At 64.4% G+C, this 14,659-nt stretch carries 17 protein-coding genes; 10 read left to right on the top strand and 7 right to left on the bottom strand.

Annotation, left to right across the window (positions count from 1 at the left end; translation table 11 throughout):
* The first annotated feature begins 341 nt into the window (after nt 1-341).
* Entirely contained in the window at nt 342-584 is a 243-nt protein-coding gene (locus tag ABEH27_RS07520; protein ID WP_346612947.1) for a hypothetical protein, read from the top strand.
* A 5-nt stretch (nt 585-589) separates the two neighbouring features.
* Here the strand turns inward: ABEH27_RS07520 and ABEH27_RS07515 are convergent, their stop codons facing one another.
* Both ABEH27_RS07515 and ABEH27_RS07510 read right to left on the bottom strand, forming a co-directional pair.
* Nucleotides 590-892: a hypothetical protein gene (locus ABEH27_RS07515; RefSeq protein ID WP_346612946.1), complete on the bottom strand. Its 303-nt coding sequence runs from the start codon at nt 890-892 to the stop codon at nt 590-592.
* A gap of 104 nt (nt 893-996) precedes the next feature.
* Nucleotides 997-1,497 carry a GNAT family N-acetyltransferase gene (locus tag ABEH27_RS07510; RefSeq protein WP_346612945.1) on the bottom strand — a complete coding sequence of 167 codons (501 nt, stop codon included), beginning with the start codon at nt 1,495-1,497 and terminating at the stop codon, nt 997-999.
* A 141-nt stretch (nt 1,498-1,638) separates the two neighbouring features.
* Between ABEH27_RS07510 and ABEH27_RS07505 the strand changes: the two genes are divergently transcribed.
* From ABEH27_RS07505 to ABEH27_RS07475, 7 genes are all read left to right on the top strand, one after another.
* Nucleotides 1,639-2,118: a hypothetical protein gene (locus ABEH27_RS07505; RefSeq protein ID WP_346612944.1), complete on the top strand. Its 480-nt coding sequence runs from the start codon at nt 1,639-1,641 to the stop codon at nt 2,116-2,118.
* A gap of 105 nt (nt 2,119-2,223) precedes the next feature.
* Complete coding sequence (gene uvsE, locus ABEH27_RS07500) at nt 2,224-3,240, top strand: UV DNA damage repair endonuclease UvsE (RefSeq protein WP_346612943.1); 1,017 nt, start codon at nt 2,224-2,226, stop codon at nt 3,238-3,240.
* Between the two features lie 88 nt (nt 3,241-3,328).
* Nucleotides 3,329-3,754 (top strand): hypothetical protein, encoded by a 426-nt coding sequence (locus ABEH27_RS07495; RefSeq protein ID WP_346612942.1) that lies wholly within the window; start codon nt 3,329-3,331, stop codon nt 3,752-3,754.
* A gap of 154 nt (nt 3,755-3,908) precedes the next feature.
* Complete coding sequence (locus ABEH27_RS07490) at nt 3,909-4,685, top strand: ParA family protein (RefSeq protein WP_346612941.1); 777 nt, start codon at nt 3,909-3,911, stop codon at nt 4,683-4,685.
* 64 nt (nt 4,686-4,749) lie between these two features.
* Entirely contained in the window at nt 4,750-5,157 is a 408-nt protein-coding gene (locus ABEH27_RS07485; protein WP_346612940.1) for a DUF2946 family protein, read from the top strand.
* Between the two features lie 67 nt (nt 5,158-5,224).
* Nucleotides 5,225-7,372: a TonB-dependent receptor gene (locus ABEH27_RS07480; protein ID WP_346612939.1), complete on the top strand. Its 2,148-nt coding sequence runs from the start codon at nt 5,225-5,227 to the stop codon at nt 7,370-7,372.
* Between the two features lie 174 nt (nt 7,373-7,546).
* Nucleotides 7,547-8,305 (top strand): hypothetical protein, encoded by a 759-nt coding sequence (locus tag ABEH27_RS07475; RefSeq protein WP_346612938.1) that lies wholly within the window; start codon nt 7,547-7,549, stop codon nt 8,303-8,305.
* 156 nt (nt 8,306-8,461) lie between these two features.
* Here ABEH27_RS07475 and ABEH27_RS07470 read toward each other — a convergent pair whose 3' ends face one another.
* From ABEH27_RS07470 to ABEH27_RS07455, 4 genes are read right to left on the bottom strand one after another with little or no spacing between them, the layout of a single operon-like run.
* Nucleotides 8,462-9,196, bottom strand: coding sequence for an amino acid ABC transporter ATP-binding protein (locus ABEH27_RS07470; RefSeq protein ID WP_346612937.1), 735 nt, complete (start codon nt 9,194-9,196; stop codon nt 8,462-8,464).
* Nucleotides 9,183-9,833, bottom strand: a complete 651-nt coding sequence (locus tag ABEH27_RS07465) for an amino acid ABC transporter permease (RefSeq protein ID WP_346613196.1) — start codon at nt 9,831-9,833, stop codon at nt 9,183-9,185. The genes ABEH27_RS07470 and ABEH27_RS07465 overlap by 14 nt, the downstream gene beginning before the upstream one ends.
* Nucleotides 9,830-10,495 (bottom strand): amino acid ABC transporter permease, encoded by a 666-nt coding sequence (locus ABEH27_RS07460; protein WP_346612936.1) that lies wholly within the window; start codon nt 10,493-10,495, stop codon nt 9,830-9,832. Before ABEH27_RS07460 ends, ABEH27_RS07465 begins: the two co-directional genes overlap by 4 nt.
* 19 nt (nt 10,496-10,514) lie before the next feature.
* Nucleotides 10,515-11,246 (bottom strand): transporter substrate-binding domain-containing protein, encoded by a 732-nt coding sequence (locus ABEH27_RS07455; RefSeq protein WP_346613195.1) that lies wholly within the window; start codon nt 11,244-11,246, stop codon nt 10,515-10,517.
* 332 nt (nt 11,247-11,578) lie between these two features.
* On the opposite strand from ABEH27_RS07455, the gene ABEH27_RS07450 reads away from it, so the two are divergent.
* On the top strand, nt 11,579-12,262 hold the full coding sequence (locus tag ABEH27_RS07450; protein WP_346612935.1) for a FadR/GntR family transcriptional regulator: 684 nt from the start codon (nt 11,579-11,581) through the stop codon (nt 12,260-12,262).
* 7 nt (nt 12,263-12,269) lie between these two features.
* Here ABEH27_RS07450 and ABEH27_RS07445 read toward each other — a convergent pair whose 3' ends face one another.
* Nucleotides 12,270-12,998: a class I SAM-dependent methyltransferase gene (locus tag ABEH27_RS07445; RefSeq protein ID WP_346612934.1), complete on the bottom strand. Its 729-nt coding sequence runs from the start codon at nt 12,996-12,998 to the stop codon at nt 12,270-12,272.
* Between the two features lie 236 nt (nt 12,999-13,234).
* Between ABEH27_RS07445 and ABEH27_RS07440 the strand changes: the two genes are divergently transcribed.
* Nucleotides 13,235-14,572 (top strand): MFS transporter, encoded by a 1,338-nt coding sequence (locus ABEH27_RS07440; protein WP_346612933.1) that lies wholly within the window; start codon nt 13,235-13,237, stop codon nt 14,570-14,572.
* Nucleotides 14,573-14,659: the final 87 nt, after the last annotated feature.

The raw sequence follows: 14,659 nt of genomic DNA, 5'->3' as shown, positions 1-14,659 counted from the left end.
CGGCGCTTCGCGAAGCGCTTGCCTTGAGATCTTCAGCGCCTGTGAGATCGAGCGCCGCCCGCGCGGCGCTTCGCGGGGCGCTTGCCTTGAGATCTTTAGCGCCTGTGAGATCGAGCGCCGCCCGCGCGGCGCTTCGCGGGGCGCTTGCCTTGAGATCTTTAGCGCCCATGAGATCGAGCGCCGCCCGCGCGGCGCTTCGCGGGGCAAGCCCGCTCCCACATTTGTTGCAACGTGCCATTCCAGTCAGGCCATGGTTGTCCGCCTTGGCGCATGACTGAAGACAGGCGGGGCGGCGGCAGCGCCACCCTAGATATCTCGTCGGGCCAACAAGGCTGACAACTATGGCCTATCAGGCCATGGCGCGTTGCAACAAATGTGGGAGCGGGCTTGCCCCGCGAAGCGCCGCGCGGGCGGCGCTCGATCTCATGGGCGCTGAAGATCCCAAGGCAGGCGCCCCGCGAAGCGCCGCGCGGGCGGCGCTCGATCTCATGGGCCCTAAAGATCCCAAGGCAAGCGCCCCGCGATGCGCCGCGCGGGCGGCGCTCGGTTTGCGCATCACCCTGGCACTCAAGCCGACCGCCTGAAACGCTCAGGCAACGCCCCAAGCCTGTTTCTCCGCGTCAGTCATCGCTGCCACCACATCAGCAAAGGTGTCGGTGAACTCCGAGCTGACATTGCCGTGCACCTTGTAATTGGTCAGCAAATACTGCTTCACGGCCTTCGGCCACCCGCCCTCCTTGTGCGCTGCATTGATGATGCCCTTGGCATCGTGGTAATTGGTCGTGGGCCGCAACTGCGAGAGCCGCCTTTCAAAATCGGCAAAGGTCCACGCATCGGTGCGGCTCTCGAACTCGTCGAGCAGTTCAAGTTTGTACAGCGCAAGGTGTGCCATGGGCGTTCTCCCTTCGTCATGTCAGTGACCCGACGGTAAGGAAATCACCGCGCGTTTGAAATGAACCAGGTGTCCACACTCGCCGCCGACAAGTAGGAAAAATCCTAGCCAGCCAGCCATCGCTCCATGTGCGTCGTCTGCCACACCGGATCGTCCTCAACATCGATCACCCCAAACCCTTGACGCGCCCAGAAGCGGATGGCCCCAGGAAGAAACGGGTGGGTATGCAGGTACAGGCACTCGACACCGTCCTCGATGGCCTGGTCACGCAAGGCTGCAAACAGGGCGGCTGCCAGGCCGTGACGGCGGTACTCGGGCAGCACGAACAGGCGCACCACTTCGACCACGTGCTTGCCTTGGTAATCGAGTTGCTTGAAGCGATGGTCATAAGGCAGGTACCCGATGGCCGCGATCAATCGGCCTTGATCACGGGCTTCCAGAAAACACCCTTCGCCGTCCAGGTACGTGGCCTCGAAATGGGCGAGGTCGGTGGGCAAGGGCGCGTTGGCGAGCACGGGGAAAAGTTCGCGCCGAGCGTTGTCGACGAAGGCGACGACTTCGCCGACGGCGGTGCGGCTGGGCGATTGGATGATCCAGTTTGGCATGGTGGCGAAAGAAGACGGCTTGGCAAAAAGGGTTACCACCCTACCGTAGAAAACGCCGTAATGCAGTGCCGGTATGGCTCGTCGGCGCCTGGCCGGCCCCGCTATAATCCACCGTCTGAACCGCGCGCCCAAGGCCACCCCATGCCCCGCATCCCCACGTTGCTGCTGCCCCTGCTGTTCATCGCCGCCCTCACCGCCTGCGACCAGAAGCCCACCCGCGAGGAACAGATCCTCGCCAACCTGCCCTTGCAGGAAGCCTACGAGCACAACATCGAACGCATGGCGTCGCTGCTGACCCGCACCCACCCGCAGCTGGCCGAAGACACCATCCGCGGCGTGCTGCGCAAGCACCTCACGGTCGAGGACCAGCGCCAGGACCTGTTCAAGCTCTACAGCGAGAAGAACTTCAGCGACAGCGAATTCGCCACCATCGTCGAGGTCACCCGCGACCCGGCCAAGGCCAAGGCGCTGGAAGAGACCGAAGACGGCCAGCAACTGAGCGCCAAACTCACCCGCCTGATGCGCGAGACGGCGCGCGACGAGAAGGCCCAGGCCTTGGCCAAACAGCGCCTGCAACAAGTGGAAGACGAGCTGAACGCGCTGGAAGACGCAGGTTCCTGATGCTTGGCGACGGGCGCAATCGCGTGTGCGTGCCAAGCGTTCAGCATTGATCGTTCGCTAGCCCGCGCAGTCCAACGCGCATACCCGCCGCTTTCGGAGACCACCATGCCCCGCCTGGGCTTTGCCTGCATGTACCGCCACCCGCACCGCAGCCTTTCGATCAAGGCGCTCGAGACCATCGAGCGCACGTTCAACCCGCGCACCACCACCTTGCGCTGGTTGAGCGGGGCAAGCCCCGACGCAGCCCGGGCCAAATTGTTCGAGCTGGTGCAGCACAACCTGGACGCCCAACTGCGGCTGCTGGGGTATGTGGCAGCGCTGCCCCCCATGCTGCGCATGGTGCGCCTGAGCAGCGACCTGCTGCCGCTGTACAGCCATCCCGGCGTTGCCCCCTTGTACCGCGACAGTGAATTCCAGGCGCTGATGGCCGAACGCTTCGCCGCCATCGGCGACCTGGCTCGCCGCGCAGACATCCGCCTGTCGATGCACCCTGGCCAGTACTGTGTGCTGGGCTCCGATCGCCCTGAGGTCGTGGAAAACAGCCTGGCCGAATTCGAGTACCACGCCGACATGATCCGCATGATGGGTTTCGGCCAACGGTTCCAGGATTTCAAATGCAACATCCATATCGCCGGGCGCCTGGGCGTTGAAGGCATGCGCCAGGTGTGGCCAAGGTTGTCGCTAGTGGCGCGCAACGTGATCACGCTGGAGAACGACGAGAAGACCTATGGCGTCGATGACTGCCTGGCGCTGGCAGACCTGGCGCCGGTGGTGCTGGATATTCACCACTGCTGGATTCACGAAGGCGACTACATCGCCCCCGACGACCCGCGCATCGCCAGGATCATCGACAGCTGGCGCGGCGTGCGCCCGACCATGCATTACTCGCAACCACCTGAGCACCTGCAAGCGCTGGGCTTCGATGCCGAAGCCAAGATGACCATCCCGGCCCTGTTGGAGAAGGTCAACAAGCGTGACCTGTACGCACACAGCGCGCAGATGTGGAACGACTGGACCAACCGCTATGCCCTGCAGTTCGTCGAGCGCTTCGACATCATGTTCGAGGCCAAGGACAAGAACCTCGCCACCCAGGCTTTCTACCAGCGCTACCTCGACAGCTGAACATACAGCGGCCATCCGTCGGTACGAGTGCACCCTGGGCGGGTGACAACAGCCGAAAGAAAGGTAATCACCCTCCAGGAGATTCACCATGAAGCGGATGACCTCACATGCAGTGCTGCTTGCCCTTTGCCTGGGCGCCAGCGTACCGCTGGCCTTTGCAGCGACCGACATGAACAGCACCACTGACCCCGGCTCAGGCACCATGAATGGCGGAGGTGCGAGCGGCTCCGGTACGCCGGGCGATGCCACTGGCAGTGGCACCGGCAGTAACGGCACCGACAATACAGGCGGCGACGGCACCAGCAACGGGGCAGGTTCTGGCACCAATGGGCCAGGCACCAATGGGCCAGGCAGCAATGGTTCAGGTGGCATGGGCAGTGGCTCAGGCACAGGCTCCGGCGCAGGCTCAGGTGGCGCAGGCAGCGGCTCGGGCGGTTCCGGGGGATCTGGTGGCGCCGGCGGCGGTGGCGCGGGAGGCTCAGGTGGTGGCGGCGGCGGTGGCGGTGGCAGCTGATAGCTGTGACGCTGACGGCCTCTGCGTGGCTGGAACGCGGGCAGAGGCCGGTTGGGGTTCAGCGAATGTAACAAGCCTTGTCATAAAACTGTCGTCTTTCGGTCATAGGATTGACCCCAACCTGACATTTCCCTTCTTCATGGATGAACGTCTCATGCGTCGTGTGGTTTTCAATCAGAAAGGTGGCGTCGGCAAGTCGAGCATCGCTTGCAACCTCGCCGCCGCCAGTGCCGCCGAGGGTTATCGCACATTGCTGGTCGACCTCGACCCGCAAGCCAACGCCACCTACTACCTTACCGGGCTGACCAACGACGCCATCCCCGCCGGCATCGCCGACTTCTTTCGCCAGACCTTGTCCCCCGTCACCGCAGCGGGCAAGAAGCACCGCGTGGCGATTACCGAAACCCGCTACCGCAACCTGCACATGGTTACCGCCAGCCCCGACCTCAGCGACCTGCAAAGCAAGCTGGAGAGCAAGTTCAAGATCAATAAACTGCGCAAGCTGCTGGTGGAGCTGGGCGAGGATTACGAGCGGATCTACATCGACACTCCACCTGCACTCAACTTCTATACCTTCAGCGCCCTGGTGGCCGCCGAGCGCCTGTTGATCCCGTTCGACTGCGACAGCTTCTCGCGTCAGGCGCTGCATTGTGTGATGGCCGAAGTCGAGGAACTGCGCCAGGACCACAACCCGGCGCTGCGGGTGGAAGGCGTGGTGGTCAACCAGTTCGCCAACCGCACGGCACTGCACCAGACCTTGGTCGATCAGTTGCGCGCCGAAGGCATGCCGGTGCTGCCGGTGTACCTAAGCAGCTCGATCAAGATGCGCGAATCGCACCAGGCTTCGGTGCCGCTGGTGCACCTGGCGCCACGGCACAAACTGGCGCAGGAATTCGTCGAGTTGCTGGATGTGCTGGAGCGGGCGGCCTGACCTGCGACATCCTGCCGCGCCAAAGCACTACCCGACCGTTCGTCCGGGTGATAGATTCGCCGCCATGAAAACCACCCGGCACACCCGCATGCTGACTGCATGGACGCTCTACGCCAGCGTCCTGTTCAGCCTGTTGCTGTGTGGCCTGCACCACGGCCAGATGGGCGGCCTGCGACTGGCCGGGCTGGAAGGTGGTTTTTGCTCGATCAACAGCGAGCATGGCGTGGCCATCGACCTGGATGGCGCCGGCGGCGACCAGCACATGGCTCAGCTCGATTGCCCGGTGTGCTCATCGTTCGGCATGGCGGTGCCGTTAAGCAGCGGCTGGTCGTTCACCCCCGCACACGCCGGCGCCACCTCGCCCATCGTCGTGCGCAGCTGGGCGCAACCGCCCCCACGCTATCTGCGCCCTACCCTCAACCCCCGCGCGCCCCCCGTCGCCTCCCCCGCAGCTGCCAATCATTTCGCCTGACCCGACCGGGCGCGCCTGTGCGCACGGTAAGGGTCAGCCATGACCTTTGCGTGGAAGACACAACAACATGTTCCGCACTACCTCCCTGGTGCTCTTGATGAGCACCTGCACCCTCGCCTGGGCGGACGACGCCGTCGAACTCACCGCCACCACCATCGATGGCCAGCGCGAGGCGCCTTCCGGCGTGCAGCTGGACGAGCCCATCCGCACCGGTTCGCGGCTGGGCCTGACTGCACGGGAAACGCCCGCCTCGGTGAGCGTGTCCGACCGCCGCGTCATCGAAGAGCGCGGCGACAAGGACAGCCAGGACGTGATCAACGCCATGATCGGCGTGAACGCGTCGGCCAACCCGGGCTATGGCGGCTACGTGAGCTACCGCGGCTTCACCCAGAACCAGGTGACGCAGTTGTACAACGGCATCAACCTTGGCTACAGCAGTGCCACCCGGCCGATCGATGCCTGGGTGCTGGACCGGGTCGAGCTGATCGGCGGGCCGTCCTCGTTCCTGCACGGCGCAGGTGCCGTGGGTGGCTCGATCAACTACATCACCAAGCTCGCCAGCCGGGATCAGCAGGTGATCGATGGGCGCATTCGCTATGGCAGCTTCGACGACTCGGAAGTCGCCTTCGGCATCAACCAGGCATTGGCCAGCAACCCGGCCGACGCCCGCCACTTCATGCGCCTGGACTTCAGCCACGGCCAAGGCAACGGCTACATCGACCGCAACAAGCGCCAGACCGACAGCCTGGCGTTTTCGCTGCTCAGCGACCTGGCGCCCAACCTCACGCACACCCTCGCGCTGGAGTACCAGGAAGACACCGAGGACAGCCCGTACTGGGGTTCGCCGATACTGCCCGGGCGCAGCACCATGAAGATCGACAACAGCCGCCGCTTTGAAAACTACAACGTCGCCGACGGCCGTTACGAGCAGCGCGTGCGCTGGCTGCGGTCGATCCTCGATTACCAGGTCAGCGACAGCACCAGCGTGCAGAACACGCTGTACCACTACAACGCCCAGCGCGATTACCGCAACGTCGAGCGCTACAGCTACACCAGCGACGGCAACGTGCTGCGCGCCAGCCCCTACCTGCAGCGCCACGACCAGAATGTGCTGGGGGACCGCCTTGAACTGCGCCATGACCACCAGCTGTTCGACCTGGCCAGCCAGTGGTCACTGGGCCTGGATTACTCGCGCATGCGCCAGACGCTGTACCCGACCTCGGGCAGCTGGAGCGATGTGGTCGACCCTGACCACTTCGACCCGGGTAGCTTCGATGACATCCCGGTGGTGAACGCAGGGCTGACCAAACAGCGGCGCCATGAGGTCACCAACCGCGCCGTGTTCGCCGAGAACCGCCTGCAGTTGACCGATCGCCTGGCGCTGCTGACGGCCTTGCGCTACGACTACCTGGACATGCAAGTGACCAACTACGGTGCTGTCACGCCCACGTCCCCGGCTTACTTCGAACGACGTTGGGAGCCGCTGTCCGGGCGCATCGGCCTGACCTACGCGCTGACGCCGTCGGCCAGCCTGTACGCGCAATACAGCAGCGCGGCCGACCTGCCTGCCGGTTCACTGGCGGCGGCCACGTATTCCAACGTGGGCCTGTACGATCTGTCCAAGGGCGAGCAGTGGGAAGTCGGCAGCAAGTTCGACTTCCTCGACGGCCGGGGCGCGGCAACGGTGGCGGTGTACCAGATCGTGCGCAGGGACTTCGCCGTGCGTGATTCGGCCAACCCGAACCTGACGGTGCAGGCCGGCCAACAGACTTCGCGCGGCATCGAGCTGTCCGGGCGCCTGCAGGTCACCGCTAAGCTGCTGGCCGAGGCCAACTATGCGTACGTCGATGCCGAGTACGATGAATTCAACGAAGCGGTCAATGGCGTGTCTGTCTCGCGCAAGGGCAATGCGCCGGTCAACGTGCCCGCCAATGTCGGCAACCTGTGGCTGACCTACAGCTTTACTCCGGCATGGTCGGCGGGGGTGGACGGGCGTTATGTCGGGTCGGTGTATGCGGATAACGCCAACACCCTGAAAGCGCCGGCCTACACCTTGTTCGGGGCCTTCGCCCGCTACCGCCTGGACGAGCACACTACGGTCACCGGCCGGGTGCGCAACCTGACCGACGAGGTGTATGCCAAGCAGGCATATGGGCTGCAGTACTACATGGGTGCGCCGAGGACATTCGAGGTGGCGGTGGATATGCGTTTCTGACCCCTTGAGCCTGCCGGCCGCTTCGCGGCACGAGCCCGCGCAGCGGCCGGCATAGACAAATGAAATTTCCTACCGGTTTAACGTCCAAATCCCAAGCAACCATCAGTGATAATCTGCGCCTCACACACTCGCCGGCACCTGAAGCCCCGGCTACCGCTCTACAAGGAAGTCGACGTGTTTAAATCGCTGTCCCCTCTTGTCTTTGCCACTGCCCTCATCACCCTGGCCGGCTGCCAGTCGAAGCCTGCCCCCGAGGTGGATGAACAGGCGCGTCAAACCTTCATCAGCGACATGCAACGGGCGCTGATACACAGTATGGCGACCGCCGATACCGGCGAGCAGATAGGTGCGGTGCTGCTTGAAGTCACCCTGGATGGGCAGTCCGCACCGACCCATTGCAAGGCCGTCAGGGCGCCCGTCAAATACCGCATGGCCTTGCCCGCCGATGTCATGCCCACCGATATCAATGCCCTGACCCGCCTGGTCGAAGCGCAGTGCTGGAAGACCATCTACCCCGTGGTGCCTGCAGCTGTACGCGAGGAAAACGGCACCGTGGACGTGCGTGCACCGCTGTACATCGTACTGCCGGGGGCAGCACAGGCGCCCGACACGCTACGGCGCAAGGCTTACGCTCAACGTGATTTCTTCTGGCAGCACCTGCTGCGCGATCAACCGGTCACCAGCATCGGCAAGGCGTCGCTGTACTACCAGGCCAATGCCCAAGGCAAGGTCGAAGGCTGCCTGGTTCAGCTTTACCCGCACCCGCTGCGCACCGACGCCTTCCGGCTTGATGGCAACCTGCAAGCGCTGCTGAACAGCCGTTGCATGGCGCTCGACCTGAGCAAGCTGCCCGGCTTCGCGGTCGATGCGCAGGGCCAGGCCACGGGCTACACGGAAATGGACTATGCGCCGTGGCGATTCAACCGGCCCTGAGCTTAAGCTCAGTGTAGGAGCTGGCTTGCCGGCGATCGGCTGCGAAGCAGTCGTAAATTCTGTATCCGGGTTCTGTCTGACACTGCGCGGATACCGATTTTATGACTGCTTCGCAGCCGATCGCCGGCAAGCCAGCTCCTACAATGATTGCGATTCTTAAGCTGAAGCGACTGCACCAATGAAGTTGGCCAGCTCCGCAGTCCTTGGCGCGGCGAACACTTCGCGGGGGTGCCCCACCTCATGCACCTTGCCATGGTGCATGAACACCAGCTTGTCGCCGACCTCGCGGGCAAAGCGCATTTCATGGGTGACCATGATCAGTGTCATGCCCTCGCTGGCCAGCTGACGCACAACCCCCAGCACTTCATTGACCAGCTCAGGGTCGAGCGCCGAGGTGATCTCGTCGCACAGCAACACTTTGGGTGACATGGCCAGCGCCCGGGCGATCGCCACCCGCTGCTGCTGGCCCCCTGAAAGCCGGTCCGGGTAGGCGTCGAACTTTTCCGCAAGGCCCACCCGCGCCAGCATCTGCTCGGCCAGCTTGCGCGCTTCGGCCCTGCTGGCCTTTTTCACCACCTGCGGCGCGAGCATCACGTTTTCGCCCACACTCAGGTGGGGGAACAGGTTGAACTGCTGGAACACCATGCCCACCTTCTGGCGCAGGGCACGCAAGTCGGCGCGGCCGGCATCGAGGTATTCACCGTCCACCTCGATCACCCCGTCGCTGATCGACTCCAGGCCGTTGAGCGCACGCAACAAGGTGCTCTTGCCCGAGCCGCTGCGGCCGATGATCGCCACCACCTCGCCTTCTTCGATGCTCAGGTCGACACCCTTGAGCACATGGTTGTCGCCGTAGTATTTGTGCAGCGCAGACACTCTAAGCAGGGGCATGCAGCCTCCTCTCCAAATAACGGGCGCTCAGCGAGAGCGGGTAGCAAAGGATGAAATAGCCCAGCGCGACCAGGCCGTAGACCATGAACGGCTCGAAGGTGGCGTTGGCCAGCATGCCGCCGGTCTTGGTCAGCTCGGTAAAGCCGATGATCGAAGTCACCGCCGTGCCCTTGACCACCTGCACGGAAAACCCCACGGTCGGCGCCACGGCGATGCGCAGCGCCTGCGGCAGGATCACATGGCGCAGCTGCTCCATGCGGCTCAGCGCCAGGCTGCCGGACGCCTCCCACTGGCCCCGCGGGATTGACTCGACGCAGCCGCGCCAGATCTCGGCAAGGAACGCGCTGGTGAACAAGGTCAGGGCAATGGCGGCCGCCATCCAGGCAGACACATCCAGGCCCAGCAAGGCGATGCCGAAGAACACCATGAACAGCTGCATCAGCAGCGGCGTGCCTTGGAACAGCTCGATGTAGCCCCGCGCCAGGCCGCGCAGCACCGGCCACTGGGCAATTCGAGCGACCAGCACCAGCAGGCCCGCCAGGCCGCCAAACACGAACGCCACCAGCGACAGCAGCAAGGTCCATTGCAACCCCAGCAACAGGTTGCGCAGGATGTCCCAGAAGGTGAAGTCCATCAGCGTTTCCCCATCAGCAGGCGTTGCCCCAGCCAGGCCAGCAACTGGCGCAGCACAATGGCCATCAGCAGGTACAGCACGGTGGTCAGCAGGTAGGTTTCGAAGGCCCGAAAGTTGCGCGACTGGATGAAGTTGGCGGCGAACGACAACTCCTCGGTGGCGATCTGCGAGCACACCGCCGAGCCGAGCATGACGATCACGATCTGGCTCGTCAGCGCCGGCCAGACCTTGGCCAGCGCTGGCTGCAACACCACATGGCGAAACGCTTCGAAGCGGCTCATGGCCAAGGCCGCAGCTGCCTCCAGCTGGCCTTTGGGGATGGCCTGGATACCGGCGCGGATGATTTCGGTGGAATAGGCGCCGAGGTTGACCACCATGGCCAACACCGCCGCCTGCCATTCGCTCAGGCGAATGCCCAAAGCCGGCAGGCCGAAGAAAATGAAAAACAGCTGAACGATGAAAGGCGTGTTGCGGATCAGCTCCACGTACAGGCCGAACAGCGCATCGAACGGCCGCACCCGCCAGGCGCGCACACCGGCGCCGAGCACGCCGATAGCCACGCCCAGCAGCGTGCCGACTGCCGTCAGCTGCAGGGTGAACCAGGCGCCCTTGACCAGCAGGTCGGCCTGGGCGAGTACGGGGGCGAAGTCGAATGCATAGGCCATGATTCAGGCTCCAGGCCGCTCAGAGGTCGGCCGGCAGCGGCTGCTTCAGCCATTTTTCCGCGTTGCGGTTCAGGCTGCCGTCGGCCTTGGCGGCTTCCAGGGTGGTATTGACCTTGTCCAGCAGCGCCGGCTCGTTCTTGGCCAGGCCGACATAGACCGGCGAATCCTTGAGTTTGACCTTGACCACCGGCACCTTGGCCGGGTTCTTCTCGGCGATGGCCGCCATCACCACACTGCCACTGGCGATCAGCTCGACCTGGCCCGACAGGTAAGCGGCGATGGTCGAGTTGTTGTCTTCGAAGCGTTTGATCACCGCGCCCTTGGGCGCTACGGCGCTCAGCTCCATGTCCTCGATCGAGCCTCGGGTCACGCTGATGGTCTTGCCAGCGACCGCATCGATGCCGGCGATGTCGGCCTCGGCCGGGCCGAACACGGCGAGGTAGAACGGTGCATATGGCCGGGAGAAATCAATCACCGCAGCGCGCTCGGGGTTCTTGCCCAGGCTGGAGATCACCAGGTCGACCTTGCCGGTGGTGAGAAAGGGAATGCGGTTGGTGCTGTTGACCGGGGTCAGGGCCAGCTTCACGCCCAGCTTGTCCGCCAGCAACTGTGCGGTGTCGATGTCCAGGCCACGGGGTTTGAGGTCGGGGCCGACCGAACCGAACGGCGGGAAGTCCTGCGGCACGGCCACCTTGAGCACGCCACGGGCGCTGATGTCGGCCAGCGCGTCAGCCTGGGCGGTTGGCAGCATCAGGGCGCCGCTGCAGCACAGGCTGGCCAGGAACAAGGTGCGGAATGTCTTCATGGGATGGCCTCGCAGGTTACCAGGGGATTGAGTGCTGGCTGGGCAGTGCACGGGGCATGCCAGAATGCTCGCAAACCCTCCCCGACAGCCGCCGAGGCCCGGCACTGAACGGTCTTACTGGTCTGAACAGTTAACAGCTGCCCCTTCATGCCTGAGCGGCCACGCCCCGCTTTCGTGCAAGCCTTGCATCACCTGCGCCAGTGCGGAGCAACGCTTGCCAGCGCGCGGCAATGGCCGTAAAAAGCCAAGGTCATTGCCCTCCGACTGGTCTGAACAGCATGCTCGACACCCTCCCCCGCGCCGTCCCCGAACAGGCCCTGCACAGCATCCGCAAGCTGATTGATGAAGGCGGCTATCAACCGGGCGACGCGTTGCCCTCGCAGCGCGACCTGGCGGAGCAGTTGGGGGTGAGCCGAGCGTCACTGCGTGAAGCGCTGTCATCGCTCAGCGCGCTGGGCTTGGTCAGCGTGCAACCAGGCAGAGGGGTGTTCGTGCAAGCGCCAGCACCCTCGGCGTTCGCCTGGCCGTATGCCGAGCAGGTTTCTGCCACCGATACCTTTCAGCTGCGTTATGCCCTGGAGGGCTTTGCCGCCGGGCAGGCCGCACTGGCGCTGACCGCCGATGACATCGATCGCCTGGAGGAGAACGTCGAAGCGATGCGCCAGGAGCTGCGTGCGGGCCGCTTTGAAGCCGCTGCCCGCCTCGACTTCGCCTTTCACCAGCAGTTGCTGCAAGCCTGCGGCAACCACGCCATGCTGCAAGTCATCACCGCCAGCCAGGAGATCTTCCTGGAAAGCCAGAAGCTGCCCTTCATCCGCCCCGAACGGGCCATGGAAACCTGGCAGGAGCACCGCAAGATCCTCCGCGCCCTCGCCCGCCGTTCGCAGGCCTCGGCGCAGAAGGCGATGCAGGAGCACATCCGCAACGCGGCGTCGCGCACCGGGGTGGTGTTTTCGGTTTAGCGGTTGCTCAGCGCTGCGCCGACACCAGCAACATCATTGGCCGCTCCAGTTCTTCGGCCAGTGCCGGTAGCGCTGCAATCTGCGCTGCAGTGGGGGCGAATTCTTCGATGTGGTCGATCCGCAGGCCTGCCTCGATCAGGGTGTTGAGCGTGGTTGCCAGGGTGCGGTGATGCTTGAGCACGCCCTTGGCGAACCAGTCGGTGCGCCGCTCGCCTTCCACCGAGTAACCATTGACCGGCCAAGTCAGGCGACCGTCCGCATCCCTGAGCCAGTCCGGTTTGGCAGCCGCCATGTAGATGGGGTGCTCGATGGTGAACACCAGGTGGCCGCCGGGTGCCAGTGACTGGACCAGCGTCGCGATCAGGCGAGCGAAATCCTCGACATAGTGGAACGTCAGCGCGCTGTAGGCCAGGTCGAAGGCCGCCGGGGGCAACTGCAGGTTGTCGAGGTCGGCGATGCGGTATTCGATGGCAGGGTCGGGGGTGTCGCGACGGGCACGTTCGATCATGTTCTGTGACAGGTCCAGGCCCAGCACCGAAGCTGCGCCCTGCTCACGCATCCAGCGCGAGGCCCAGCCAAAGCCGCAGCCCAGGTCGACCACGCGTTTATCGCGCAGGTCGGGCAGCATGGCACGGATTGCCGGCCACTCGGGTGCGCCGTCCAGGCCCAGCACCTGGCGGGGGAGCTGGCTATAGCCGGCGAAAAAGGCGGGGTTGTCGTAGATGTTCTGGGCCATGGCGGGCTCCTGGAAAAGGCGGTAGACCCAGACTTTAATCCATTGCCTCGATCATTTGCTCCGGCCTGTTCGCGGGCAAGCCCGCTTTGGGGTGGTCAAAAAAGATATCCCGGTGTCGCCCTCGACAAAGCGCCCTCCCACCTGCGCCGGTCTACTGGCTGTAACAAAAATGATGAAGCGGCCCGGACCGCCTCACTTTCCCTCCAGGCTGCCTTTGGAAACCGGAGCGTTCCCATATGTCCGCAACTCATGAGGTATCCCCCGCCACCCTGCGCCGGGTGATCGCCGCCTCGGCGATCGGCAATTTCGTCGAGTGGTTCGACTTTGCCGTCTACGGCTTCCTCGCCACCCTCATTGCCAGCCAGTTCTTTGCCAGCGGTGATGCCAGCGTGGCCTTGCTCAAGACCTTCGCCGTGTTTGCCGTGGCGTTTGCCTTGCGGCCGCTCGGCGGGATCGTGTTCGGCGCCTTGGGCGACCGGCTCGGGCGCAAGCGCATCCTGTCGCTGACGATCCTGCTGATGGCCGGCTCCACCACGCTGATCGGCCTGTTGCCGACCTACGCCAGTATCGGCATCGCCGCCCCGGCGCTGCTGACCCTGGCGCGCTGCCTGCAAGGGTTCTCGGCCGGCGGCGAGTACGCCGGGGCATGCGCTTACCTGATGGAGCATGCGCCACAGAACAAGCGCGCGTTCTACGGCAGCTTCGTGCCCGTGTCGACCTTCTCGGCGTTTGCCTGCGCGGCCGTGATCGCCTACGGCCTGGAAGCCAGCCTGTCGGCCGAGGCGATGGCGGCCTGGGGCTGGCGCATACCCTTCCTGGTCGCGGCGCCGCTGGGCCTGGTGGGCCTGTACCTGCGCTGGCGCATGGAAGAAACCCCGGCGTTCCGCGAGGCCATCGCCCAAGGCAAGGTGCATGAGCATTCGCCGCTCAAGGACACCTTGCGCCACCATGGCCGGGCCATACGCAACCTGGGGGCGTTTATTTCGCTCACGGCGCTGTCGTTCTACATGTTCACCACTTACTTCGCCACCTACCTGCAACTGGTCGGCAACCTGACCCGCGCGCAATCGTTGCTGGTCACTACCGTGGCGCTGCTGTTCGCCGCCATCGGTTGCCCGTTGGCCGGCGCGTTCTCGGACCGGGTGGGGCGGCGCAAGACCATCGGCTTCACGTGCCTGTGGGTGATGGTCTGCGTGTTTCCGGCCTACTGGCTGGCCAGCTCCGGCTCGATGTCGGGCGCGCTGCTGGGGGTAATGCTGCTGGCGGTGGGGGCATTGTGCAGTGGCGTGGTGACCGCGGCGTTGTTGTCGGAGAGCTTCCCCACCCGCACCCGCTATACCGCCTCGGCGATTACCTACAACGTGGCCTATACCCTGTTTGGCGGTACCGCGCCGCTGGTGGCGACCTGGCTGATCGGGCAGACCGGCAGCAGCCTGGCACCGGCGTTTTACCTGGTGGTGATCGCACTGGTGGCGTTGGTGGGCGGGTTGGCGTTGCCGGAGACTTCACGGATTTCGTTGCATGAAGAGCCGGCTGTGGACGGCGAACGGCGAGCAGCCGGTAGCGTCCTTTGAGCATTTGCGGCCCTTTCGCGGGCAAGCCCGCCCCCAACGCTGTAGCTGCGGGAGCGGCCTTGTGTCGCGAATGGGCTGCGCAGCAGC

This window comes from Pseudomonas sp. P39-UII1 (genome assembly GCF_039672635.1).
In the GTDB taxonomy this organism is placed as follows: Bacteria; Pseudomonadota; Gammaproteobacteria; order Pseudomonadales; family Pseudomonadaceae; genus Aquipseudomonas.
This window is presented reverse-complemented; position numbering and strand designations above follow the sequence as displayed.

Coding starts and splice junctions, on each gene's coding strand:
- ABEH27_RS07520 (WP_346612947.1), top strand. CDS start 342: ATGGCCTATCAGGCCATGGCGCGTTGCAACAAATGTGGGAGCGGGCTT.
- ABEH27_RS07515 (WP_346612946.1), bottom strand. CDS start 892: ATGGCACACCTTGCGCTGTACAAACTTGAACTGCTCGACGAGTTCGAG.
- ABEH27_RS07510 (WP_346612945.1), bottom strand. CDS start 1,497: ATGCCAAACTGGATCATCCAATCGCCCAGCCGCACCGCCGTCGGCGAA.
- ABEH27_RS07505 (WP_346612944.1), top strand. CDS start 1,639: ATGCCCCGCATCCCCACGTTGCTGCTGCCCCTGCTGTTCATCGCCGCC.
- uvsE (WP_346612943.1), top strand. CDS start 2,224: ATGCCCCGCCTGGGCTTTGCCTGCATGTACCGCCACCCGCACCGCAGC.
- ABEH27_RS07495 (WP_346612942.1), top strand. CDS start 3,329: ATGAAGCGGATGACCTCACATGCAGTGCTGCTTGCCCTTTGCCTGGGC.
- ABEH27_RS07490 (WP_346612941.1), top strand. CDS start 3,909: ATGCGTCGTGTGGTTTTCAATCAGAAAGGTGGCGTCGGCAAGTCGAGC.
- ABEH27_RS07485 (WP_346612940.1), top strand. CDS start 4,750: ATGAAAACCACCCGGCACACCCGCATGCTGACTGCATGGACGCTCTAC.
- ABEH27_RS07480 (WP_346612939.1), top strand. CDS start 5,225: ATGTTCCGCACTACCTCCCTGGTGCTCTTGATGAGCACCTGCACCCTC.
- ABEH27_RS07470 (WP_346612937.1), bottom strand. CDS start 9,196: ATGCCCCTGCTTAGAGTGTCTGCGCTGCACAAATACTACGGCGACAAC.
- ABEH27_RS07460 (WP_346612936.1), bottom strand. CDS start 10,495: ATGGCCTATGCATTCGACTTCGCCCCCGTACTCGCCCAGGCCGACCTG.
- ABEH27_RS07455 (WP_346613195.1), bottom strand. CDS start 11,246: ATGCTGCCAACCGCCCAGGCTGACGCGCTGGCCGACATCAGCGCCCGT.
- ABEH27_RS07450 (WP_346612935.1), top strand. CDS start 11,579: ATGCTCGACACCCTCCCCCGCGCCGTCCCCGAACAGGCCCTGCACAGC.
- ABEH27_RS07445 (WP_346612934.1), bottom strand. CDS start 12,998: ATGGCCCAGAACATCTACGACAACCCCGCCTTTTTCGCCGGCTATAGC.
- ABEH27_RS07440 (WP_346612933.1), top strand. CDS start 13,235: ATGTCCGCAACTCATGAGGTATCCCCCGCCACCCTGCGCCGGGTGATC.